The following is a 21,421-nucleotide window of genomic DNA, read 5'->3' on the forward strand; positions in this document are numbered from 1 at the left end:
GAAAGCACCGGTCTTGAAAACCGGCATACGTTAATAGCGTATCTAGGGTTCAAATCCCTATCTCTCCGCCACTTTTAAAAAAACCGCTGTTCTTACAGCGGTTTTTTTGTATCTGCTGTTTTTTAACCGCTGTTATCGAAACTTCTAATTGATTTTTCTCTAGCTCTTTCTTCAAGTTTTTGCGTACCTACTTTGGGTTTAGTTTACGCAGTAATACCTTCAATCGAAGACATTTCCATACGTCTCATTTGGGCTTCAAATAGAGCTTTCTTAAGTCTCAACGTGGGATGCTTAAACGCATTTTGATAGAGTTCCAGTCTAAATACTGCGGATGCACTTGGAGAAAAAATGAAGCTACTTTACTGGTTAGATGAATGGCAAGCTCTTACTCAACAAGAACAAGAGATGGCTTTACCTATCTCTGGCTACGATTTACTTGATGATGTGTTTGTGAAGTATGAACTCGTCGATCTTAACAAGCCATTGTTGTTTACATTTTCTCCTTCCGGTACTGATGTGCAGGTACAAGACTTAACTCCGGATTTTTCTCCTTGGGGCTACGAGTTCGGAATACAACAAAAAGTAAACATTATTGCCTTTCAACATTTAGGACAAAGTAATTGGTTCCGTAGTCGGAATTTGATTTTCTTTCTGGAGCAGCTATCTGAGTTGCTTCATCCCTTCAAATGTCGTTTGGGTTATGGGCAAAGTCGAGGTGGCTTTGCAATTGGCGCGTTCGCTAACTTGCTGAAACTAGAACATCTTTTGTTGTTTTATCCTGTTAGCACTAAAAATAAAGCGTTAGTGCCTTGGGATGATCGGCCGAGTACTGAGCTTGCTCAGCAGTTTGCTTGGGAAAGCGGCTACCATGATCGAGATTTGGGCAATGCCAAAGGTTATATTATTTATGACCCATCCAATCGCATTGATCGTCTTCATGCTGAACGTTATCCAGAGCTTACCCATTTAAAAGTCGTCGGTATGGGACACGGCACTCAATCCACACAATTAGATAAATTAGAATTTTTTAATCTGGTGGCGCAGGAGTTTGTTCGCCATCAAACCTTAGATATTGACCAATTTAATAAGCAAATTCACGCTTTGTTTTAAAAGAGGACTGATATCAGAGTCCCCTGTAACCAGGGGGAGATGATCACACACTAAAAACTAGATTTTTAACACAATTGCTAGGCGCAATTTAGATGGAGGATTAATGAAGTTACTGTACTGGTTGGATGAATGGCTGGCTCTTTCTGTTGAAGAACAGCAAACCAGGCTACCGATGTCCGGGGAGGACTTACTTGATGATGTGTTTGTTAAGTATGAGTTTGTCGACCGCAATAAACCGTTGTTGTTCACCTTTTCCCCTGCTGGTACGAATCTACAAGTACAGGACTTACACTCAGACTTTGCGCCTTGGGGTTATCGCTTAGCCCAGAAACAAAAAGTAAATATTATTTCATTTCAGCATCTTGGGAAAAGTAACTGGTTTCGCAGCCGTAATTTGATTTTCTTTCTAGAGCAGCTATCAACTTTACTTGAGCCTTTTGAATGTCGTTTAGGTTATGGGCTTAGCCGCGGTGGTTTTGCTATTGGTGCCTTTTCTAATCTATTAAAGTTGGATCAAGTATTGATGTTTCACCCGGTCAGCACAAAAAACAAAGTGCTGGTGCCATGGGATGATAGGTCAAGTACTGAACTTGCCCAACAATTTGATTGGGAAGGAAAGTATCACGACCTCGACCTTGGCGATGCAAAAGGCTATATCATTTATGATCCAACTAATGAAATCGACCGCCTTCACGCCAAACGCTACCCAGAGCTCACTCACTTGAGAGTCTTTGGGATGGGACATGGTACCCACGCGACGTATTTGAATAAATTCGGTTTTTATAAGCAAGTGGCCGTAGACTTTATACGTTATCAGAAGATAGATATAGCGCAGTTTCGTCATCAGACCAAAACGCTGCGCTTAAAAGAAGATTACTATCAGTGCCTTAACAAGGCGAATGCGAGCTCACAGCATCGTTTAAACTTACTGAGTACCGCTCATAATGTACTAATTGAAGAAAAGAAAGAACATGTGAAGGAGCATCAAGCACAAATCGATATTCAGCCACTTGTTGATATTGCACTTAAGCATGAGTATGACAACCCGCAAGATGCAGTACAGCTTTTGGAAGTCGCTCAGCAGTTGGTTCCGAATGATCCCGTTGTGGAGCACAAGTTGCAGCAACTGTCGTAACGTTGAGATGTAATGCGGACGATATTGGTCGAAATAGGTCAGTGGCTTTTGTCGCTGGCCTTTTTAATAGCTTATGGATTGATATGTCGATGAAATCTAATGAAGCAGTACAAAATAAAAAGCCCAAGCAAATGCTTGGGCTCCATAAATGTTAATGCGAGTTTTAAAACTCTTTTGGCGCAAAGCCTGTCATCACATCAAGGCGAAGTTCTTTACCAACTTTTGTTAATGGGTGAACGATTACTAAGCCGCGTACGCGTTTTTTTAGTTTGCCTATGTCCGCTTGTTCTGCTTTGGTGATTTCACGAGAGAAAGGCATATCAAGTAAGCTTTTACGTTCTTTGTTCAGCTCATAGTTTTGCTTGTGCTTTAACTGGTTAAGCTTTTTGGTCAGCTGTTCTACTTCATCCGTGAACTTTGTAATCATTTCGTGATCACCACGAGAACGTGCCGCATCAAGTTTACGTTGGCATGTATCTAAACGGTTGTGCAGCTTTTGAATATCAGTTTTTATGCTCATGGTAATTTGGCTCAAATTTTAAATAGTCGAGGAGTATAGCATAGCTGAGATCACACGCTCTACTATACTTCTCGATTGTCTGGCTTTAGTTAATCAGTTCATTGCCCGATACGTTACCAGAGAAAAAGGCTTCGACGTTATCAAGCGTCACAGAGGCAATATTATTAAGTGCTTCGTGAGTCAAGAATGCTTGGTGGCCAGTAAACAGCACGTTATGACAAGCCGATAAACGGCGGAAAACATCATCTACAATGACATCGTTAGATTTATCTTGGAAGAATAAGTCTTTTTCATTGTCATACACGTCTAGGCCAAGCGCACCAATCTTACCTTGTTTCAACGCTTCTATCGCCGCTAGTGAATCTAGCAACTCGCCTCGACTGGTGTTAATGATCATTACACCATCTTTCATTTGCGCGAAGGCTTTTTCGTTCAACAAGTGATAGTTTTCTTCACTCATTGGACAATGGAGAGAGATAATATCCGCATTAGCGTAGATTTCTTCAAGCGAACAGTAACGGGCTCCCATTTCTAGCGCTAATGGGTTTTCGTAGGGGTCGTAGCAAAGCAGTTCCATGCCAAGCCCTTTGAAGATACGCATCGTCGCGATACCAATCTTACCCGTACCAATAACACCAACGGTTTTTCCGAAAAAGTTAAAGCCAACAAGACCCTCTAGCGAGAAGTTGGCGTCACGTGTGCGTTGGTAGGCCTTGTGAAGACGGCGGTTTAGGCACATCATTAAACCAACCGTGTGCTCTGCCACTGCTTCTGGTGAGTAAGCAGGAACTCGAACCACTTGTAAGCCTAGTTCTTTGGCTGCTTGTTGATCAACTTTATCATATCCCGCGCAGCGCATAGCAATAAGCTTGGTCCCGCCCAGAGAAAGCTGTTTAAGGACAGGAGCTGAAAGATCATCATTAACAAACGCACATACGACATCACTGCCGTGCGCCATCTTGGCTGTTTTTTCGGTTAGTCGGAAGTCGTGATAGTGGAATTCAAAATCGCGGTTATTTTTAATTTTATTAAAAGAGGCTTCGTCGTAGGATTTTGCACTAAAAAAAGCAATGTTAATCATGGTTCCCTCTCAAAAAGTGCGGACTTTATAAATAAATATGCTTATAAAGTAATGCAACTTAGCCGCAATGAATAGAGAAATCTTCTCTTTGACTTTGTTGTATCAAATAACGATAAGAAGTACGCCTTTCAGCGAGTGCTATCTTACGGTTCCGCATTAGATACTGTTTGCTTTACGAGCATTAACTGACTAGCATTATCGCTCTTTTCTTGTTCACTTTATTAGCTTAGGCGTTACGACAATGTCAGTAAAATGGTTCTCTATGTTCTTGTGTTGTGTGTTTGCTTCGGGCACTCACGCAGCTGTTGACCTTGTTAAAGTCGACAAGTCTAAGCGTCGAATGTATTTGATGGAACAAGGAGCAGTGCTAAAAGAATACCGAATTGCTTTAGGAGCGAACCCTCAAGGACATAAACAAGAAGAGGGAGACAATCGCACACCAGAGGGCGAATATACTCTAGATTATGTTATAGAGGACTCTGCTTTTTATCGTTCAGTGCATATCAGTTACCCTGATGCGATTGATACGTTGGAAGCGAAGCGCCGAGGGGTATCCCCTGGAGGGAACATCAAAATTCATGGCTTAAAAAACGGTGAGAGTCAGTTGCCGATTTATATCCAAAGTTTTGATTGGACTAATGGGTGTATTGCGATTACCAACGAGGAGATGGACGAATTTATCCAGCTTGTTGAGATGGGGACACCAATTCAGATTGAGTGGTAATAAAAGGTCCCCTTTAATGTTCTGGCTCTTATAGGCTATGGCATAAAGCGCTGTGGATGATCACTAAAAATACCGTCTAACTGAGGCAGGTATTTCAGTTTATTTGGATTGTTCACCGTATAGCACATCACTTTGTAACCGGCTTGTTGGAGTTTGTTTATCTGGCGAGTACGAACCCAGTTAATGTTTAGGTTGCAGCTATAGGCACTAACTTCTTCCAAAAGGCGTTTATCTTTTCTCGTAAAGAATTCACTTAACACACCCAATCGGTAGCCACTGCAGTATTTGTGCATCGCTCTAATGACGTCATGACTAAAGCTCGATAGGAGTACATTCTCTTGCGGCATTGGACTTTTTGCTAACGCATTGGCTAGAGTCTGCGCCACTTCTTTCGCTGGATGGTTGTCTACTTTAACTTCGATATTCAAGTTAAGCTTATTCTCAGTAGCTAAAGTGAGCAGTTCATCTAGTGTCACGATCTTCTCGCCTGAAAAGTCTGTGCTAAACCAACTACCGAAATCTAATGCTTTTAAGTCTTCCAGGGTGAGCTCATCAACACGCCCTTGTCCATTGCTGCATCGATTGACGGTATGATCATGGCAAACCACTAAAACATTATCTTTGGTAGGCTGTATATCCACTTCCACCCACTTCAACCCCAGGTCAATGGCTGCCTGAATGCTTATTTTTGTATTCTCAGGGTATGAACCTGCCACGCCACGGTGACCAATTAATAACGTTTCCATTCGCTTTATCTTTTGCTTTGCGGTTGCCAGATTGTACTCGTTTTTTCTATGAAGATATATCTAGGTGCATATTGTTAGGAACCTTTAGTAAAAGTGAACATTAAACTCTAATGGCACGTTGCTGCTTCTTGGACTGAGTCCTGTGGACTTAAAGCATTAGAGTGTTAGTTGTTTAATTGGTAAATGAGTAATAAAATGCGAACCATTTTTATTTGAATGGTGAGTGGTAATGTCACGAGTTTTGATAGTCGATGATGACGTTCCTTTGTGTGAGCTGTTAGAAGCGGTTTTGCAAGAGGAGGGCTACATCGTCTCTTCTGTACATTGCGGTGAAAGTGCGCTGCAATATATGGAAAAAACGCCTGTAGATCTTGTATTGCTTGATGTCATGTTACCAAACCTTAACGGCATGCAAGTTGCTCGTAGGATCTGTCAGCGCTTCGCGACACCTATTCTAATGCTTACCGCTCTCAACGATGAAAACTCGATGCTTGATGGTTACCAAGCGGGGGCCGATCAGTATATCGGAAAGCCTTTTAATGTCGCTGAGCTTCTAATGCGCATCAAAGCGATTCTTCGTCGTGTTGGCTTGGAACGTCAACGTCAGACGATGTGTAGTACCGTTCAAACGATCAGTGACCAGCTTAATAGCTTACCCCTCACAAGTACGGAAGCTGAACTATTGAGCTACTTGGTAAAAAACCAAGGAGTCGTGATTTCAAAAGCAGAGCTTCAAACCGAAGTGTTAAAGAAAGAGCTGAGTCCTTTTGATCGCAACCTTGATATGCACATCAGTAACATACGTCGCAAGTTAGTTGAAGCGGGGCTTTCCAAGCAACATATCAAAACCTTCCGTGGCAAAGGTTACAGTTATTTAGAGGCTGTAAACCGTTAATGAAGCTCCGGTGTCCACCTTTTATTGCAAAACGTAAAGATAGCTTAGCGTTCAAGTTATTTAGTTGCATGACCGCAATTGTAATTAGTATTTTGGTCGTGCAATCCTTAGCGGAACAAGCTCTGGTGAAAGCCATGTTGAAAGTGCCCGATAGTGTGCGAGAAGAAATGCTAGACCTTGCACATCAAGCCAATGTATTGATTGAGCACGGAGACATGGACGAACTTGCTGACTGGGCAAATGCGCAAAACTTTTATTTATTTGTGTTGAATGAACATCAGCAACCAGTTACGCACCGTCTGATGCATCCGCACTTCGAGTTCAAACTTCAATTTAAGAGAAGCATTGATGATCAACTTGAGGGGAAAGTGAATCGCCCCATCATCAATATTCCTTTAGTTCATGGCAATACTTTAGTGATTCAGTTGCCACATCGACTGCACCCTGCAAATGACTTCATTCTGTATTTCTCTATTCTCAAAGTCGTGATTGCAGTGGTTATTTTGGCGCTCTTTTCACTGCTAATGGCACGTAACTTACAGCAACCATTGGATCGATTGAGAGAAGCAAGCAAAAAGCTATCTAATGGCGATTTTAATGTCAGTGTCGTGAAAGAACTGAAGTCGAGCACGCGTGAGTTTAACGAGTTAGCGCAAGATTTCGATCACATGACGCAACAGATTCATTCTCTCGCTGAAAAGCAGCGACTGCTTATAAGAGATGTCTCTCACGAATTGAGAACGCCGTTAGCGAGGCAGAACTTGGTTCTGCATCTTTTGCGAAAGCGTGTTGGAGAAAGTGAGCAAAGTCTAGTGACAAGGCTAGAAGATGAAGCAAAAGAGCTAAACCATTTGATCAGCGATATATTGGAGTTCAGTCGCTTGGAAAATGCGCGTTTCGACAAAGCCACGAAACGCTGTGATTTAGAAGTTTTGCTCTCCCCGCAAGTAGAACGTTGCAAAATAGATTTGAAGTCAGAACAGACGTTGTCTTTCCGCTCAGAAGCTGTATGTGCTAAAGCTTTTTGTGAAGAAACGCTCGTCATTCGTTGTTTGAACAATCTTATTGGTAATGCCATTAAATATTCAGGACAAGCATCTCAGATAGAAGTTTCTCTGGAAAATTATGTCAAAGAAGGGCAGCAGTTCACCACCATGTCAGTATCTGATGATGGGCCTGGTATTCCAGAGAACAAGCTGGTCGATATTTTTGATCCGTTTACACGCTTAGATGCTTCTAGAGATAAAAAGCTTGGTGGCTACGGTTTAGGTCTTGCGATTGTCAAAGAATCCATGCGTATTATGGGTGGAGCAGTCACGGCGAAAAACCGTGAGCAAGGTGGTTTGAGGGTTACTTTAGTGTTCAAGCAATAAGTATGATTAAGTCGTAATTTTTGTGACTAATATCACATTACCATGGCGCATCATCAGAGAGTACTTTACAAAAGTTTGCAAATGCAAAGAATGTAAATTTAATGCAAATGGTAATACTTATCACTTATATTCACCCGCGAAATAATTAAGAGGGAATCGCATTCAACAAGTATGTGACCCGAAAAATAATAATCGGAGTGAAAGGATATGTTTACTAAGAGCCATTTGGCGTTAGTGATCGGTGCAGTGTTAGCAACACCTGCAGTGGCGGAAGTTCAAACAGACGAACATGTAGTTGTAGAAGGTCGAGAGTTCGGCTACAAGGCAGATACAAACAGTACAGCAATGCGCATGGAAATGACGCAGCTGGAAACGCCGGGACAAGTAGCGGTTATCGATGAAACGGTAATTGATGAGCAGCGTGCAAGTACACTTGGTGAAGTGCTACGTAACGATGCAAGTGTTAGCGCGGGTGGTACAAGCCGTAACCGCGAACGTTTCTCTCTACGTGGTTTTGAACTTAGCAGTTCAGACGGTTTTCTTCGTGATGGTCGTCAACACTGGTCACACTATCGTCAGCCAATTGAGCTTTTAGAGCGTGTTGAAGTGCTTAAAGGTCCATCAGGTCTGCTATACGGTAAATCTGAGCCGGGTGGTTTGGTAAACATGGTTTCGAAAAAACCAACAACTCAAACACAAGCAAGTTTGAGTCAAGATCTAGGTTCGAATGATCACTCACGCACTGTGCTTGATGTGAGTGGCGCGCTAAATGATGCAGAGACACTGCGTGCGCGCGCAATTTTTGCCAAAGAAAGCTACGGCTCTTGGCGCAGATACGGTGATGGCACTGAGCCAGAAACGGATCGTACGGTAGCGGGCCTAGTGGTTGAGTACGACATCACCGACAACTTTATGGTGTCAGCGCATTACGATCGCACGAAAGACGATGGTAGCGTGGACTCTGGCGCATACATTGTTGATGGCAAAGCGGTTCGCGGTGATAAGTACATTTGGGATGCGCAGTGGTCTGAAATTGATAACGAAGTAGAAAACTACGGTGTCGATATTAATGCGCAAGTCACGGATAACGTGAACGTAAAAGCAGGTTACAACCGCCAAGACTTTAAGCGTTTTGATGTAGAGTCTTACCCTAAGTTTGATCAGTATGAAGAGTTAAATACGATTAAGCATCGAGGCAACGATCGCTCCGATAATTGGGTATTTGATACTGCATATATAGATGTGACGACGGACTTTACTTTGTTCGGTACGGAAAACACGTTGTTAGTGGGCGCTAACTACTTAGATTACAGTTATGATCGCTTTATGGCATTTCATACTGAGGCGAGTATTGCGCCAGGAGAAACGGTGCCTAAGCCTAGCTATCGTAGTTCGAAGAAATCACCAACAGCTGAGTACGATACTTGGGGTATCTACGCGCAAAATATGATGACGATTAATGATTACTGGCAAGTGCTTGCAGGTGTTCGTTATGACGAAAAGCGTGATGATGAACTGACCGAAAACCAAGTTTCTCCAAAGTTAGGTGTGATATTCCACCCATCGACGAATGGCTCGGTTTACGTTCAGTATTCTGAAAGCTTCATGCCTCAAGGTGAAGTCAGCAACGGTAGTCGTACCTACATCAATGAAGGTGAGAAACTCGACGCGGAGCGTGGTATCTCTTATGAAATCGGTACGAAGTGGGAACTGTTTGATCAGCGTTTATTTGTATCTGGTGCTGTGTTTGATATCACGTTAGAGAACATCTCGCTGGATGTTGAAAGCGGCAAAGACGCGGGCGGCAATCTCCTACACAAGAAAACGCAAGGTGGTGAGCAAGTTCACAAAGGCGCTGAGTTAATGGCTCAAGGTTTTGTGACCCCAGAGTTGTCGCTAACCGCTTCTGCGATGTATTTGGATGCAGAGCTTAAGAAGGCAGAAAGATATGAAGGCAACCGCCCTGTAGATGTGCCAGAGTTTTCAGCAAGTCTATGGTCTAGCTACAAGGTTCAAGACAACACTAACTTAAACCTTGGTTTGATTTATGAAGGTGATCGCTACGGTGATGCAGCGAATACCTTCAAGAAAGATGGCTACGCTCGCGTTGATATGGGTGTGTCATACAAACATAAGTACGATGAAAACTTGGATATTATTGCTCGATTCAATGTCGAAAACTTATTCGATACCGACTACTTCGCAGGTGGTGGTAGCACGAATGGCGAGCAAAAAGGTGCGAGTGGGGTTGTGGTTGGAGAAAGCCGCAACTACATGGCAACAATCCAGTTCAAGTACTGATAACAATTTGATTATTAAAGGGGAAGGGTAGTCTTCCCCTTTGGTCGTTTTTGGAACACAGAAATATAACTCGTATGAATCTAATGAAATCAAGTATCGCTCTGTTGATATCATCGGTTTTGATTCCCGCTCACGCGGCGAACTTAAACGATGCACAAGCTGTGCAGAGTAAAACAAACCAGTCGTCGGCGGTAAGCCAAAAACGTATTGATGCAAGCGCAGAAAAATCACTTACTCTAGAAGCTGAAATTGAGCAGCTGCAAGAGGAAGTCGGTAACTTGAAGATTTATCGCGATCATCTTGCAAGCCTTGTTGAAAGTCAAAATCAAGAAGTTGATAGCTTGAACGAGCAAATTGAGCAGATTGCTCAAACTCGTCAAGGTGTCGTGCCTTTGATGTATCACATGCTTGAGAGCTTAAAAGTGCTCGTCGCTAACGACAAGCCTATACGCAAAGCGCAACGTGAGGAGCGAATTGCAAAGCTGGATTCCATGATGACGCGTGCAGACGTTGCGGATGCAGAGAAGTTTCGTCGTATTTTAGAAGCGTACCAAATTGAAATGGATTACGGCACCAAGCTTGGCGTTTACCAAGGCAAGATTAACCTAGGTGACAATGAAGCTGTGGAGGCGGACATTCTCTATTTAGGGCGTTTGTCTTTGGTAGCGCGTAGCTTATCTGGTGACACATTTTGGAGCTGGCAACAGCAACAACAAGCATGGCAACAAGTGGGTTCTGAGCAAAAATCAGAGCTAGACAAAGCGTTCGCTATGGCGAATAAACAGATCGCGCCGAGCATGTTAACTCTACCAGTGTCGTTAACCGCTGCGGAGGGCAAATAAATGATGAAAAAATGGTTATCGGTTGCATTAATCTCGACAGCCGCATTAATGCCTCATACAACTCTTGCTAGTGATGCGTTGTTACAAAAGGCGCAGCAAGAAAATCGTCAACAGCAATCGCACAATGTCGCGCGTGAATCAGGTTTTAAGCAAACAGAGCAAGAGCTACAGGCTATAAAGAATAAATTGGTGGCAGAGCGGGCTGCTCTTCAAGCAGAAGCGGACTCATTAAGTGTTACCTTCGGTGAAAATGAAGCAGAACTGGCACAGCTAGAAGAAAAGTTGCGTCTAGAAACCGGGAGCCTAGGTGAGTTATTTGGCGTCGTTCGCCAGAACGCAAAAGAGCTAGAGTCTGAGCTAAAAAGCTCAGTAACCGGTGTAGATGCAAACTCATATCAGAAAGATATCGATGCTATTGTTGCGGCTAAATCACTGCCAACGTTGACCCAACTTCAGGCGATGTGGCGCAGCATGGAAGAACAAATCAAAGCAAGCGGTGAAATGGCAAACGTCTCTTTCACACTGCTAAATGGCGAAGGTCGTGAACAAACGGTTAATGGTGTTCGTCTTGGTTCTATGGCGCTGCTGGATGAGACTGGCTACGTTAAGTGGAATGGTCAACGCGGAGACGCGGTAAACTATCTTCGTCAGCCTGAGAACGGTCCAACAGCGAATACTATTTCCTCTGGTGACATTGATGCACTTGTCATTGATCCGTCACGTGGCATTCTTCTTGAACAGCTTGCAAACTCACCGACTTTGGCTGATCGCCTAAATGCGGGTGGCGTTGTCGGCAAAATCATCCTTGGCTTATTGGCTATCGGCCTATTGATTGCGCTCGTACGTGGTGCATCACTGATGATTTCGCGTCAGAAAATCATGAAGCAACTGAAAACCCCAGCGCAGCCAGGAAACAACCCTTTGGGTCGCGTGCTTGCGGTATACCAGAAAGACAAGCATCGCAGCGTAGAAGCGTTAGAACTACGTCTTTTGGAAGCTGTTGTTGATGAGCAAACCCACCTAGAAAAAGGGTTGTCGATGCTTAAGCTTCTTGCTGCTCTAGCTCCTATGCTTGGCCTACTAGGCACGGTAACGGGTATGATCGAAACCTTCCAAGTCATCACTCAATTTGGTAATGGTGATCCGAAAGTAATGGCGGGTGGTATTTCAATGGCACTTGTGACTACCGTACTTGGCCTTGTTTCAGCCATGCCTTTGCTATTAGCGCACAACGTATTGGGCTCTCAAGCAGAAAATATTCGCAGTATCTTAGAAAAACAAGGCATCGGTTTAGTTGCAGAACAAGCTGAGCGTGATATGCCGAGTAACAAAAGTCACTCTAACACCTTAGCGGAGAACGCAGCGTAATGGAGCAGATCCTACTCAGCACATTGGGTTTGATCAGTGAGGATTGGGCCACAACCTTGATGAGCTTTATGCAGCAAGGTGGTCAAATCCTATGGTGGCTGGCCGCCGTCGTGGCGGTGTGCTGGCTGTTGGTTATGGAGCGAGTTATTTATCTCACAACGGTTTTCCCTGGGGTAAAAAAACAGCTTTGTAAGCAGTGGCAAGCAAGATCAGAGCACCACTCTTGGTACGCGCATCAAATCCGTGAAGGATGGATTGCAAAAGCGCAAATCGAACTGCGCCAAAACCTATCGACTATTAAGCTACTTGTGGCGGTTTGCCCAATGCTAGGGTTGTTAGGGACGGTGACAGGCATGATTACGGTGTTTGACGTAATGGCATCGCAAGGCAGCAGCAATCCGAAATTGATGGCTTCTGGTATCTCACTTGCTACGCTGCCAACCATGGCAGGTATGGTAGCAGCGCTTGCGGGCATGTTTATTCATGCTCGCCTTAGCAAAGTGTGTGAACGAAAAGCTATCCAGTTAGAACAATCTTTAAGGAGTCAAAAGTGAGACTCGGACGCAGACCTAACCAACAAGATGAAGCTCAAGTCGATTTAACCTCGATGCTTGATATCGTCTTCATCATGTTGATCTTCTTCATTGTGACCAGTTCGTTTGTACGTGAATCCGGTGTAGAAGTGAATCGCCCTCAGGCTTCTAATGTAGTAAGCCAAAAAGATGCGGGCATTTTTATCGCAGTAACGGCAGCGAATGATGTGTACATCGACAAACGAGTGGTTGATATTGAGCGTGTTGAGGCCTCTATTGAGCACTTGTTACTTGATCAGCCTGATGCCTCGTTAGTTATCCAAGCTGACGAGCATGCTTACAATGGCACTGTCGTGAAAGTGATGGACGCTGCAAAGGCGGCGGGTGTGAAGAACATTGCATTGGCGGCGGAGAAACCTTAATGGGCAGGCTGTTACTTGCACTACCAGCATCACTGTTAATTTCTGTGAGCTTGTTTAGCTTTATGGCGTGGATGGTTGATAAAGGCAACCAGCGTGCACCAGAAGCTTCAGAAGCCGTTCGTTTTGATATGGTGATGGTAGAGAATGAAGCAGACGTGCAGCGTCGTCAACGTTCAGTGCCGGAGCAACCAGAACCACCTCAAGCGCCGGAGCCAATGGATCTGTCTCAAGCTGACACTCAAATGGAACCAATGAGTCAGATGACGCCAGTCAGTGCTTTAGGTTTAAACACAGCCCTTGAAGGCATCGCGATTAGCGCCCCAAACTTGAAGGGAACAATGGGCAACCAGCAAGCACTGCCGTTGTATCGTGTTGATCCTCGTTATCCAAGTAAGGCGCTGAAACGTAGAGTGGAAGGTTATGTCATTATGCGTTTCACGATCGATGCAACTGGACGACCAAAAGATATTGAAGTGATCGAGGCTGAGCCCGAGCGCATGTTTGAAAGGGAAGCAATCCGTGCGCTTAAAAAATGGAAGTATCAGCCAAAAGTTGAGGATGGTGTGTCAATTGAGCAGTTCGGACAAACCGCTAAAGTGGAGTTCAAGTTAGCCAAATGATGAAAAAATTCTTAATCGGTACGGTATTAAGCCTGAGTGCACTCTCAACCATTGCCAGTGAGTTAAGCCAATACACCGCAGCGAGAGTTCAACGAGCACACAACTTGGCTCAAGAGGAGAAACTAAAAGAAGCGATTTCATCTCTTGAAGCTATGGAGCTTTCTCGTGGATATGACCAAGCTTATGTCGCTCGAATGTTGGGTATTTTTTACTGGCAGAACGAGCAAACTCAAGCGGCGATTAAGCAACTTGAGTTGGCAGTCAATAGTGGTTTGCTACAAGATGAGCAAGCATGGCAAACCCGAAAAATGTTGGCTGATATACTGCTGAACGAGCAACGTTTTTCTAAGGCTTTACCTCATTACTATGCCTTGAGCAAAAACATTCCTAAAGGTCAAAAAGCGCATGAACTATGGCTGCGTATTTCCCAATCTCATTATCAACTGAGTCAGTGGCAAAAAGTGCTTTCAGCAATGGCTCGTTATGAGAAGTTTGGTCAGCCAGACAAGCTTGGCGCATTGTCGATAAAGCTTTCTGCTGAGCTAGAACTGAAAAAGTGGAAGCCGGCAATCTCGACCATCAAACGCTTAATCGTGATTGAACCTGAGCGAATTGAATGGTGGCGTCAGCTTGTTGCTCTATACCTACGGGTTGATGACAACAAACGTGCCCTAGACTCTTTGGCGTTGGCAAAACTGAAAGGGTTACAACTTAGCCAAGATGACTTAAAGCTGCTGGCACAATTGTACGCGAAACGAGGTATTCCTGAGAGAGCTGCGTTGGTGATGAACGAGCTAGAGGATGTAAACTCGAATAGTAAGCTAAAAGCTCAGCAAGCAACGTATTGGCAAATGGCAAAAGAGTGGGAAGAGTCTATTGATAGCTGGCGTATTGCAGCTCAGCTAGATAGGCAGTATTACTGGAACTATTCTCAACTGTTGGTGCAAGAAGGCCATTATAAAGATGCCATTGCCGCGCTCGATAAGGTCAGAGGTCGTAAAGCGGATGTTGCACTTATCAAAACTCGCGCTTACTACAAACTTAAGCGGTTTGACGATGCGCTCGCTAATGCCAAAAGAGCGAATGAGATTAAGCCATCGAATCAGGCAAAGAGTTGGGTTAAGTATCTATCACAGCTACGCAAAGTAGAATCGACGCAGAACTCATAGCGAACATTTTTATTAAATACCCGAGCTCAGTCTCGGGTATTTTTTTGTTTAAAGTAAACAATGTAAATTAAATGCCAATACGAATGATTATCACCTAAATTATGCCCCACATTTATTGGTGATGATTGTTTCTATGTTGCTTAAAAGCAAAGGTGTTCAAACTTGGGCTCGCCGCCTACATATCTATATTTCGATGGCTCTTCTCTTAGTTACGCTGTTTTTTGCAGTAACTGGTATTACCCTCAATCGCCCCGAATTGTTTGAACGCAGTGAACCTATCATTCAACAACATACTCTGACGGTTCCGCACTCAGTTCTATTCTCACATTCAGATACCTTTCAACCTAATCGTGAGGAACTGGTAGCTTTCTTGACTAAAGAAACCGAGCTTCGCGGCACTCCCTCCGCACTAGATGTGTATACCGAAGTTGAGCAAGGTGAGTTGTTACTCGGAGAGCTTTCTATGGATTTTAAAGGCCCGGGTTATAACGCTACGGTCTTTATTGATATGACTACTGGTGCAGCAGACGTCGAAACGACGCACTACGGTATTGTTGCGCTGCTGAACGATCTACATAAAGGACGCAACAGTGGTGGGATTTGGAAGTGGTTTATCGACGTCACTGCGCTTTTGATGGTGTTTTTTGTTCTTACAGGCGTGTGCTTGTTACTGCCTAAGAAGAAGACGCTCAGAACGTCAATGCAATGGATGAGCTTTGGTACGTTACTGTCGCTCGTAATTTATTTTGTTGCTGTTCCATAACAGCTTTTTAGAGAACACTTATGTTGAACACAGGAAGATTTTTCCGCCGTAATCACTTTTGTAAAGCCGCTTTGATCGCGGCTTTTACTCCTTTCTCTCTTTCCGCGGCGCCTCTACCAGATAACGCGAAGGTCGACTTCGAACTCGAACTTCCAAAGATAGATACCTCAATGTATGCACGCCCTTATGTGGCGGTTTGGGTTGAAAACGATCAGCGTAAACCGGTTAAAACCATTCAGTTATGGGTAGGGAAAGACGAATGGTTAAAAGATCTACGCAGCTGGTGGAGAAAAACGGGTCGTTATGATCGTGAACTTGTTGATGCGGTGACTTCTGCAACACGTCCTGCTGGTCAATACCGCTTTGTCTGGGATGGAACCAATGACTCAGGGGAGCGTTTGGAACAAGGAAATTACACGTTGTACGTCGAAGTCGTTCGTGAACACGGTGGGCGAAACTACTTACGTCAAAAAATAACGCTAGCGGACAGTGACGTGCGCTATGAGCTTAAACCAACACAAGAGACGGGTGTCATCACCGTCAATTATCAAGTTAAGTGATTAAAGGACACAACAATGAAAACCAAAATGAAAGCAGTGGCATTGGCGAGTGTAATGGCAATGGGGTTGGCTGTAACCACCACCGCGCAAGCACATCCACGTTGGGTTCTGCCCTCTCACTTTACGGTTTCTAAAGAAGGCGGTGACTGGCTGACATTTGATGTTACTGCCTCTCACGGAACGTTTGTTTTTGATAAGCCTGCGGGTAGTGATCAGGCATTTGTGGTGATGCCGGATGGCCGCTCTGAGCGTCCTAACTTTGTTGTTCGTGGCAAGCGTCGCTCTATGTTTGATTTCTTTTTTACAGAAGAAGGCACGCACAAAGTTGCGATTAATAATCAGCCGAGCTACTACACACAATACAAAGCGGGCCGTCGTGATACGGTGAAATGGGCGCGAGCAAGCAAAGCTGAGCGTGGTGATGTGCTTCCCGAGCAAGCGCGTGATGTGGTTACTCAACTAAGTTACACCCGAGCAGAAAGCTACATTACGGTTGGTATGCCAACGGACAAAGCGTTGGAGATTGAAGGCAAAATGCTGGAGATGAAACCGATCACGCATCCATCGGACATCATTGAAGGTGAGCCTGTGACTTTCCAGTTTTTCTTTAACGGAGAGCCACAAGAGGGCGTTACTGCTGAGATTACACGTGAAGGTACTATGTACCGAAACCATCAAGAACAAATCGATGTGGTGAGCGATAAAGATGGCAAAGTGATCTTCACGCCAGAAGTCGCCGGGCGCTACTTAATGAAAGCGAACTACAAAGGTGAATTGAAAGATAATCCATTGGCGGATAAAGCGAGTGCCAATGTTCACCTTACGTTTGAAACTCAACTTAACTAATCGAATTAGGCTCAGCAATTGCTGGGCCATTTTGGAATTATCATGAATAACACTTCTCTTCTAAAAGCGGTTTTGCTTTTTTCTGGATTTGCGTCCTTTCACGCTGCTGCACATTTTCCTCTGATGAGCTGTCACTTGGCGCAAGATAAAGTGATTTGTGAAGCGGGCTACTCGGATGGATCGACAGCGGTCGACTACGATGTCGAAATGTACGATTACGACGACAATCTGATCGCCAAAGAAAAAACAGATAAGCGTTCCATCGCAGAATTTACTCACCCTGAAACAGATTTCTATTTGGTATTTGATGCCGGACATGAAAGCCCGGTGGAAGTGGATATCGTTGAGCTGAAAGAGAAATGAGCGTTCAGAAAGTTCGCCCTGATGATGGTAACCGAGAAGGAAAGTGGGTCGCACTGACAATCGCAGCGATTCTCAGTTCAGCAGCCATACTTATGCCCTACCATCAGGTCGCGACTGAAAAGCCAGACATGCAGTCTCATCAAGTGTTAATCACGGATTTACATCAAAATGAGTTGGGGTTGATCGCTGAACTTAAGCTCGCTCATGAAGAGATTCGTGATTTGCAGTTAGATACCGGAACTTGGCCTGAGATCTCTGATATGGAGGCGCTTTGGATTGCTCCATTCGTGAAAGACCAAAACTGGAAGCGTAAAGGTTCTCATCAGTGGCAACGAATTGATGACGGTGTCTACATTGGCGTGAAGACCAGTGCCCAAGGCTCTGCTTCCATGCTGTTGGATAGCCGCAGTTCTCAAGCTGATATTTGGTTTAATGATTCTAGCCGTTCGTTAAATGTGGAGGGACTAAGCGATCTAGCAAAACGCCACGATTTCGGGTGGAAACAAATCGTTCTGTCAGACTCTTCCTCTCACTCTCACGCCCATTAAGACAACATAATTGATAAGTACTATGATCAAACGCTCTCTTTTACGTCGTATTCTTACAGCCACCGCGTTATTGACGGTGTCTTCTACTGGCTTTGCTGCCGAAAAACTCAGTATTGGTATTACGCTACAACCTTATTACAGCTATGTTAAAGCCGTTGTTGGTGAGAAGGCGGACATCATTCCTTTGGTTGATGCTGGTTTTAATCCTCACAACTATTTGCCACAACCTAATGATCTTAAGCGCTTAAATGAAATGGACGTAATAGTGATCAATGGTATTGGTCATGACGATTTTGCACTGAAAGTGATCAAGGCTTCTCAGCGTGATGATCTCGTGGTTATCGAAGCGAACAAAGAAGTGCCTTTATTGCCCGCTATGGGGCAGTCTGTTGGTCAAGGAGCAGTGAACCCTCACACCTTTGTCGGTCTATCAACAACCATTCAAAAGGTTTACACCATCGCGAGTGAGCTAAGCCAATTGGACCCAGACAATGCTACGTTCTATCGCCAAAATGCTCGTAAATACGCGAAAACATTTCGCCTGATGAAGCGTGATGCAATGTTGTCTCTTGGTGAGTTGGACACGGCTGGTATGAAGGTGGCGACAACCCACAATGCTTACGGATATATCCTTCAGGAGTTTGGTGTTGACGTTGCCGCTGTCATTGAGCCTGCTCATGGTGTAGAACCAAGTGCAAGTCAGCTACAGGAAACGATAGCGAAAATTCGTGAATCGGGCATTGATGTGCTGTTTTATGAGCTCAATATGCCGAATCGCTTTGTTGATACCATCGAAGAGGCGACTGGGGTGCAGCTTTATCGCTTTTCTCACATGACTCACGGTGAGTATGAGGCTGATAAAGTCGAGGTTGAGATGCGAGATAATGTGGAAACACTAATCGAAGCCATGAAATTTGTGGCGAGTAAGCGAGCAGGGGAAAAGGCGTAATGACTGGACCTTCCGTTTCCTTAAGTAACGTGGGCCTAAAATACGCCGACAATATCATTTTGCAGAACATCAGCGCCGAATTCGAGAACGCGAAATGTCACGTGATTATGGGACCGAATGGCGGTGGTAAAACCTCTTTGCTTCGTTCGGTACTTGGACTCACGCCATTTTCGGGAAACATAGCGCTCAATTGGCCAGAACCATCAGCTGCATCGGGGAAGATAGGGTATGTGCCACAAAAAGCGATGTTTGAAGCAAGCCTCCCGTTAACCGTGATGGATTTTGTACTGCTTAACCAAACTCGTATCCCTCTATTTTGGCGACGTAAAACGAAACAAACTCAACATGCCCTGGCCCAGCTGGATCGCGTGGGTATGGCAACGCGTTGCGATCGTCGTATGGGGCAACTCTCTGGCGGTGAGCAACAGCGTGTTTTGTTTGCGCAAGCTTTACTGGATGAGCCCAATTTATTGGTTTTAGACGAACCTACAACTGGTATGGATGAGCAAGGTGTTCGATATCTTGAAGGTTTGATTCATGAAGTCGTTGGAGAAGGCAAAACGGTACTGGCAGTGCACCATGACGTGACCGCAGTGCGCCGTTTAGATGCGCAGGTCCATGTTGTAAATCGTCAAATTGTGGCGTCAGGTCACCATTCAGATGTGCTAAGCCCTGATCGTATAGAAACATTATTCAAGCACTACACAGCAAAAGTGGAGGCTGCATAATGGATTGGTTGCGAGAGTTAGCGGTTAGCGGCGTTGAAGCTGGATGGTTAAGCGATAGCTTTTCTTATGCTTTCATGGTGAACGCAATCGTGGCAGCGCTGATATTAGGACCATTACTTGGTGGTCTTGGTACATTAGTCATCGCCAAGCGACTGGCTTTTTTCTCTGAAGCGGTTGGGCACGCTGCGCTTACCGGAATCGCGATTGGTGTGTTGCTCGGTGAGCCGCCAGAGAATCCGATCATCGGATTGTTTAGCTTTTGTATGATTTTTGCGCTGTTGCTTCACTTTGTTCGTAATCGTACGAATGTACCTTACGACACACTGGTTGGGGTTTTTCTTGCACTAGCGTTAGCGGTTGGTGCTGCACTGTTAATGTACGTTGCTCGCAAGATCAACATTCACATCTTGGAGAACGTGTTGTTTGGCTCGATCTTGACTGTGACGGACAACGATATCCTTATTTTAGCGATCAGTTGTTTGATCATATTACTGCTTCTTATTCCAACGTTTAACCGCATTTTGCTAACTTGTATCAGCCCGGATATTGCACGTGTACGCGGCTTTAATACCAGCTTTTATGATTACTTATTTGTCATGATGATCACCTTGGTCACCATCGCCGCGGTAAAGATTATTGGCGCGGTATTGGTTGGTGCATTGCTACTGATTCCTGGTGCAACGGCTAGGTTATTGACTAAACGCATGAGCAGTTTCGTTCTCCTTTCTTCTTTATTGGCAACCATTGCGTGTTTAGTAGGAACCATACTGCCGATGGAGCTTGAGCTACCAGTGCCATCAGGCGCATCCATCATCATTGTTTCTGCGGCATTTTTCCTAACAGCAACGGTTTACCGAATTATCCAAAAAGCGTAACCCTTTTTATAAAGTAATGAACATGAAGATAAAAAAATTAGCGATAACTTTTGGTTTGGTTATAGCGACAACACTTCCATCGTTGGCAAGCGCCAAAGACATTTTAACCAGCACTCCCGTCACGTACATGTTGTCTGAGCAACTCATGAAAGGTACAGGGATAGAGACTCAGTATCTGCCTCCAAAGCGTTACGGCGTTGAGCGTCTTGAAAACTGGTTCGCAAATAAAGGTACAGAGCAAGTTAAGCAAGCGGGTCAAGCCGCGACGGTTGCTATTACTCTTGGTGCGATTTGGAAACAAGACCCGACTTATGTTTACGCTCGACAGGGCAACATTCACTTGATTGAAATCGATGCATCGCAGGCCATTTCTCCTAGAGCTCAAGGAGTTGCAGTACTGACATTGGAAAACGGGTCAACATCGAAGTACGCGTGGCTTAACCCTACAAACTTAATCCGAATGGCGGGTATTGTTGGAGAGGATCTACAACGTGTATATCCTGAACACCAAAAGACGATTCAAACGAATCAACAGGCTCTTATGCTCAATGTGCGTGAACTGATCAACCAACAACAGGCAGAGATCTTCGATAAAGGCATCGATTCAGTGGTACTGATGAGTGAGTCATTAGAGGACTTTGCCTCTGGCAACCAATTGTTTGTGGTTGGGCGCGAATTTAAGCCGGAACTCGAGTGGACAGAAGAAGACAAATTATCTTTAAAAGCTCAGTTTGAACAAGATAAAACGCTATGGTTGGTGACGGATAAACGACCGTCGAAAACCTTGACATCGCTTATTAAACCGAGTCGTATACTGCAAATTGATGTTATTGACCGCTGGGGCAGTAAGGGTATCAAAACTGAGAAGCCACTCGCACGTTGGGAGATGTGACACGTAAAAAGCCACAGATTTTATGATGGGGAATGAAAAGTTCCCTATTTTTTTGTGA

At 44.5% G+C, this 21,421-nt stretch carries 24 protein-coding genes; 21 read left to right on the forward strand and 3 right to left on the reverse strand.

What is annotated here, in order from left to right; translation table 11 throughout:
• Window positions 1-348 precede the first annotated feature (348 nt).
• Window positions 349-1,110: a cytosolic protein gene (locus R7P69_RS04255; protein ID WP_238952366.1), complete on the forward strand. Its 762-nt coding sequence runs from the start codon at window positions 349-351 to the stop codon at window positions 1,108-1,110.
• Between the two features lie 103 nt (window positions 1,111-1,213).
• Window positions 1,214-2,245: a cytosolic protein gene (locus R7P69_RS04260; protein ID WP_213866829.1), complete on the forward strand. Its 1,032-nt coding sequence runs from the start codon at window positions 1,214-1,216 to the stop codon at window positions 2,243-2,245.
• A gap of 163 nt (window positions 2,246-2,408) precedes the next feature.
• Here the strand turns inward: R7P69_RS04260 and R7P69_RS04265 are convergent, their stop codons facing one another.
• Window positions 2,409-2,765, reverse strand: a complete 357-nt coding sequence (locus tag R7P69_RS04265; protein ID WP_005374274.1) for a YibL family ribosome-associated protein — start codon at window positions 2,763-2,765, stop codon at window positions 2,409-2,411.
• A gap of 85 nt (window positions 2,766-2,850) precedes the next feature.
• A complete protein-coding gene (locus R7P69_RS04270) occupies window positions 2,851-3,846 on the reverse strand; it encodes a 2-hydroxyacid dehydrogenase (protein WP_054579202.1) in 996 nt (331 codons plus the stop codon).
• A gap of 241 nt (window positions 3,847-4,087) precedes the next feature.
• Between R7P69_RS04270 and R7P69_RS04275 the strand changes: the two genes are divergently transcribed.
• The gene (locus tag R7P69_RS04275; RefSeq protein WP_005374271.1) at window positions 4,088-4,570 is read left to right on the forward strand and encodes a L,D-transpeptidase family protein; all 483 of its coding nucleotides are present in this window, start codon (window positions 4,088-4,090) and stop codon (window positions 4,568-4,570) included.
• 35 nt (window positions 4,571-4,605) lie between these two features.
• Here the strand turns inward: R7P69_RS04275 and R7P69_RS04280 are convergent, their stop codons facing one another.
• Entirely contained in the window at window positions 4,606-5,316 is a 711-nt protein-coding gene (locus tag R7P69_RS04280; protein ID WP_238952365.1) for a glycerophosphodiester phosphodiesterase family protein, read from the reverse strand.
• Window positions 5,317-5,545: 229 nt separating this feature from the next.
• Between R7P69_RS04280 and R7P69_RS04285 the strand changes: the two genes are divergently transcribed.
• From R7P69_RS04285 to R7P69_RS04370, 18 genes are all read left to right on the forward strand, one after another.
• Window positions 5,546-6,211 carry a response regulator transcription factor gene (locus tag R7P69_RS04285; protein ID WP_005386018.1) on the forward strand — a complete coding sequence of 222 codons (666 nt, stop codon included), beginning with the start codon at window positions 5,546-5,548 and terminating at the stop codon, window positions 6,209-6,211.
• Window positions 6,211-7,584: a sensor histidine kinase gene (locus R7P69_RS04290; protein ID WP_158155649.1), complete on the forward strand. Its 1,374-nt coding sequence runs from the start codon at window positions 6,211-6,213 to the stop codon at window positions 7,582-7,584. Before R7P69_RS04285 ends, R7P69_RS04290 begins: the two co-directional genes overlap by 1 nt.
• Before the next feature lie 207 nt (window positions 7,585-7,791).
• Window positions 7,792-9,885 carry a TonB-dependent siderophore receptor gene (locus tag R7P69_RS04295; RefSeq protein ID WP_167415775.1) on the forward strand — a complete coding sequence of 698 codons (2,094 nt, stop codon included), beginning with the start codon at window positions 7,792-7,794 and terminating at the stop codon, window positions 9,883-9,885.
• 74 nt (window positions 9,886-9,959) lie between these two features.
• On the forward strand, window positions 9,960-10,727 hold the full coding sequence (locus tag R7P69_RS04300; RefSeq protein WP_238952364.1) for a DUF3450 domain-containing protein: 768 nt from the start codon (window positions 9,960-9,962) through the stop codon (window positions 10,725-10,727).
• The gene (locus tag R7P69_RS04305) at window positions 10,728-12,095 is read left to right on the forward strand and encodes a MotA/TolQ/ExbB proton channel family protein (protein WP_238952363.1); all 1,368 of its coding nucleotides are present in this window, start codon (window positions 10,728-10,730) and stop codon (window positions 12,093-12,095) included. It begins immediately after the preceding gene.
• On the forward strand, window positions 12,095-12,649 hold the full coding sequence (locus R7P69_RS04310; protein ID WP_238952362.1) for a MotA/TolQ/ExbB proton channel family protein: 555 nt from the start codon (window positions 12,095-12,097) through the stop codon (window positions 12,647-12,649). The genes R7P69_RS04305 and R7P69_RS04310 overlap by 1 nt, the downstream gene beginning before the upstream one ends.
• Window positions 12,646-13,050, forward strand: a complete 405-nt coding sequence (locus tag R7P69_RS04315) for an ExbD/TolR family protein (protein WP_005374257.1) — start codon at window positions 12,646-12,648, stop codon at window positions 13,048-13,050. Before R7P69_RS04310 ends, R7P69_RS04315 begins: the two co-directional genes overlap by 4 nt.
• Complete coding sequence (locus R7P69_RS04320) at window positions 13,050-13,670, forward strand: energy transducer TonB (protein WP_005374256.1); 621 nt, start codon at window positions 13,050-13,052, stop codon at window positions 13,668-13,670. The genes R7P69_RS04315 and R7P69_RS04320 overlap by 1 nt, the downstream gene beginning before the upstream one ends.
• Entirely contained in the window at window positions 13,667-14,839 is a 1,173-nt protein-coding gene (locus tag R7P69_RS04325; RefSeq protein WP_017635539.1) for a tetratricopeptide repeat protein, read from the forward strand. Before R7P69_RS04320 ends, R7P69_RS04325 begins: the two co-directional genes overlap by 4 nt.
• Window positions 14,840-14,972: 133 nt before the next feature.
• Entirely contained in the window at window positions 14,973-15,602 is a 630-nt protein-coding gene (locus R7P69_RS04330; RefSeq protein WP_021035904.1) for a PepSY-associated TM helix domain-containing protein, read from the forward strand.
• A 20-nt stretch (window positions 15,603-15,622) separates the two neighbouring features.
• Window positions 15,623-16,162, forward strand: a complete 540-nt coding sequence (locus tag R7P69_RS04335) for a DUF2271 domain-containing protein (protein WP_025768071.1) — start codon at window positions 15,623-15,625, stop codon at window positions 16,160-16,162.
• Window positions 16,163-16,177: 15 nt separating this feature from the next.
• Window positions 16,178-17,008, forward strand: coding sequence for a DUF4198 domain-containing protein (locus R7P69_RS04340; protein ID WP_025768070.1), 831 nt, complete (start codon window positions 16,178-16,180; stop codon window positions 17,006-17,008).
• Between the two features lie 42 nt (window positions 17,009-17,050).
• Window positions 17,051-17,371 carry a hypothetical protein gene (locus R7P69_RS04345; protein WP_005374251.1) on the forward strand — a complete coding sequence of 107 codons (321 nt, stop codon included), beginning with the start codon at window positions 17,051-17,053 and terminating at the stop codon, window positions 17,369-17,371.
• On the forward strand, window positions 17,368-17,919 hold the full coding sequence (locus R7P69_RS04350; protein WP_042523417.1) for a DUF6162 family protein: 552 nt from the start codon (window positions 17,368-17,370) through the stop codon (window positions 17,917-17,919). The genes R7P69_RS04345 and R7P69_RS04350 overlap by 4 nt, the downstream gene beginning before the upstream one ends.
• A gap of 22 nt (window positions 17,920-17,941) precedes the next feature.
• Entirely contained in the window at window positions 17,942-18,868 is a 927-nt protein-coding gene (locus tag R7P69_RS04355; RefSeq protein WP_042523415.1) for a metal ABC transporter solute-binding protein, Zn/Mn family, read from the forward strand.
• Window positions 18,868-19,596 carry a metal ABC transporter ATP-binding protein gene (locus R7P69_RS04360; protein WP_025768067.1) on the forward strand — a complete coding sequence of 243 codons (729 nt, stop codon included), beginning with the start codon at window positions 18,868-18,870 and terminating at the stop codon, window positions 19,594-19,596. The genes R7P69_RS04355 and R7P69_RS04360 overlap by 1 nt, the downstream gene beginning before the upstream one ends.
• Complete coding sequence (locus R7P69_RS04365; protein ID WP_025768066.1) at window positions 19,596-20,471, forward strand: metal ABC transporter permease; 876 nt, start codon at window positions 19,596-19,598, stop codon at window positions 20,469-20,471. Before R7P69_RS04360 ends, R7P69_RS04365 begins: the two co-directional genes overlap by 1 nt.
• 22 nt (window positions 20,472-20,493) lie before the next feature.
• Window positions 20,494-21,363 carry a metal ABC transporter solute-binding protein, Zn/Mn family gene (locus R7P69_RS04370; protein WP_025768065.1) on the forward strand — a complete coding sequence of 290 codons (870 nt, stop codon included), beginning with the start codon at window positions 20,494-20,496 and terminating at the stop codon, window positions 21,361-21,363.
• Window positions 21,364-21,421 lie beyond the last annotated feature (58 nt).

Source organism: Vibrio sp. 661 (assembly GCF_033339315.1).
In the GTDB taxonomy this organism is placed as follows: Bacteria; Pseudomonadota; Gammaproteobacteria; order Enterobacterales; family Vibrionaceae; genus Vibrio; species Vibrio alginolyticus.

Excerpts from the sequence above, each read along its gene's own strand:
- R7P69_RS04255 (WP_238952366.1), top strand. The coding sequence starts at position 349 with ATGAAGCTACTTTACTGGTTAGATGAATGGCAAGCTCTTACTCAACAA.
- R7P69_RS04260 (WP_213866829.1), top strand. The coding sequence starts at position 1,214 with ATGAAGTTACTGTACTGGTTGGATGAATGGCTGGCTCTTTCTGTTGAA.
- R7P69_RS04265 (WP_005374274.1), bottom strand. The coding sequence starts at position 2,765 with ATGAGCATAAAAACTGATATTCAAAAGCTGCACAACCGTTTAGATACA.
- R7P69_RS04270 (WP_054579202.1), bottom strand. The coding sequence starts at position 3,846 with ATGATTAACATTGCTTTTTTTAGTGCAAAATCCTACGACGAAGCCTCT.
- R7P69_RS04275 (WP_005374271.1), top strand. The coding sequence starts at position 4,088 with ATGTCAGTAAAATGGTTCTCTATGTTCTTGTGTTGTGTGTTTGCTTCG.
- R7P69_RS04280 (WP_238952365.1), bottom strand. The coding sequence starts at position 5,316 with ATGGAAACGTTATTAATTGGTCACCGTGGCGTGGCAGGTTCATACCCT.
- R7P69_RS04285 (WP_005386018.1), top strand. The coding sequence starts at position 5,546 with ATGTCACGAGTTTTGATAGTCGATGATGACGTTCCTTTGTGTGAGCTG.
- R7P69_RS04290 (WP_158155649.1), top strand. The coding sequence starts at position 6,211 with ATGAAGCTCCGGTGTCCACCTTTTATTGCAAAACGTAAAGATAGCTTA.
- R7P69_RS04295 (WP_167415775.1), top strand. The coding sequence starts at position 7,792 with ATGTTTACTAAGAGCCATTTGGCGTTAGTGATCGGTGCAGTGTTAGCA.
- R7P69_RS04300 (WP_238952364.1), top strand. The coding sequence starts at position 9,960 with ATGAATCTAATGAAATCAAGTATCGCTCTGTTGATATCATCGGTTTTG.
- R7P69_RS04305 (WP_238952363.1), top strand. The coding sequence starts at position 10,728 with ATGATGAAAAAATGGTTATCGGTTGCATTAATCTCGACAGCCGCATTA.
- R7P69_RS04310 (WP_238952362.1), top strand. The coding sequence starts at position 12,095 with ATGGAGCAGATCCTACTCAGCACATTGGGTTTGATCAGTGAGGATTGG.
- R7P69_RS04320 (WP_005374256.1), top strand. The coding sequence starts at position 13,050 with ATGGGCAGGCTGTTACTTGCACTACCAGCATCACTGTTAATTTCTGTG.
- R7P69_RS04325 (WP_017635539.1), top strand. The coding sequence starts at position 13,667 with ATGATGAAAAAATTCTTAATCGGTACGGTATTAAGCCTGAGTGCACTC.
- R7P69_RS04330 (WP_021035904.1), top strand. The coding sequence starts at position 14,973 with ATGTTGCTTAAAAGCAAAGGTGTTCAAACTTGGGCTCGCCGCCTACAT.
- R7P69_RS04335 (WP_025768071.1), top strand. The coding sequence starts at position 15,623 with ATGTTGAACACAGGAAGATTTTTCCGCCGTAATCACTTTTGTAAAGCC.
- R7P69_RS04340 (WP_025768070.1), top strand. The coding sequence starts at position 16,178 with ATGAAAACCAAAATGAAAGCAGTGGCATTGGCGAGTGTAATGGCAATG.
- R7P69_RS04345 (WP_005374251.1), top strand. The coding sequence starts at position 17,051 with ATGAATAACACTTCTCTTCTAAAAGCGGTTTTGCTTTTTTCTGGATTT.
- R7P69_RS04350 (WP_042523417.1), top strand. The coding sequence starts at position 17,368 with ATGAGCGTTCAGAAAGTTCGCCCTGATGATGGTAACCGAGAAGGAAAG.
- R7P69_RS04355 (WP_042523415.1), top strand. The coding sequence starts at position 17,942 with ATGATCAAACGCTCTCTTTTACGTCGTATTCTTACAGCCACCGCGTTA.
- R7P69_RS04360 (WP_025768067.1), top strand. The coding sequence starts at position 18,868 with ATGACTGGACCTTCCGTTTCCTTAAGTAACGTGGGCCTAAAATACGCC.
- R7P69_RS04365 (WP_025768066.1), top strand. The coding sequence starts at position 19,596 with ATGGATTGGTTGCGAGAGTTAGCGGTTAGCGGCGTTGAAGCTGGATGG.
- R7P69_RS04370 (WP_025768065.1), top strand. The coding sequence starts at position 20,494 with ATGAAGATAAAAAAATTAGCGATAACTTTTGGTTTGGTTATAGCGACA.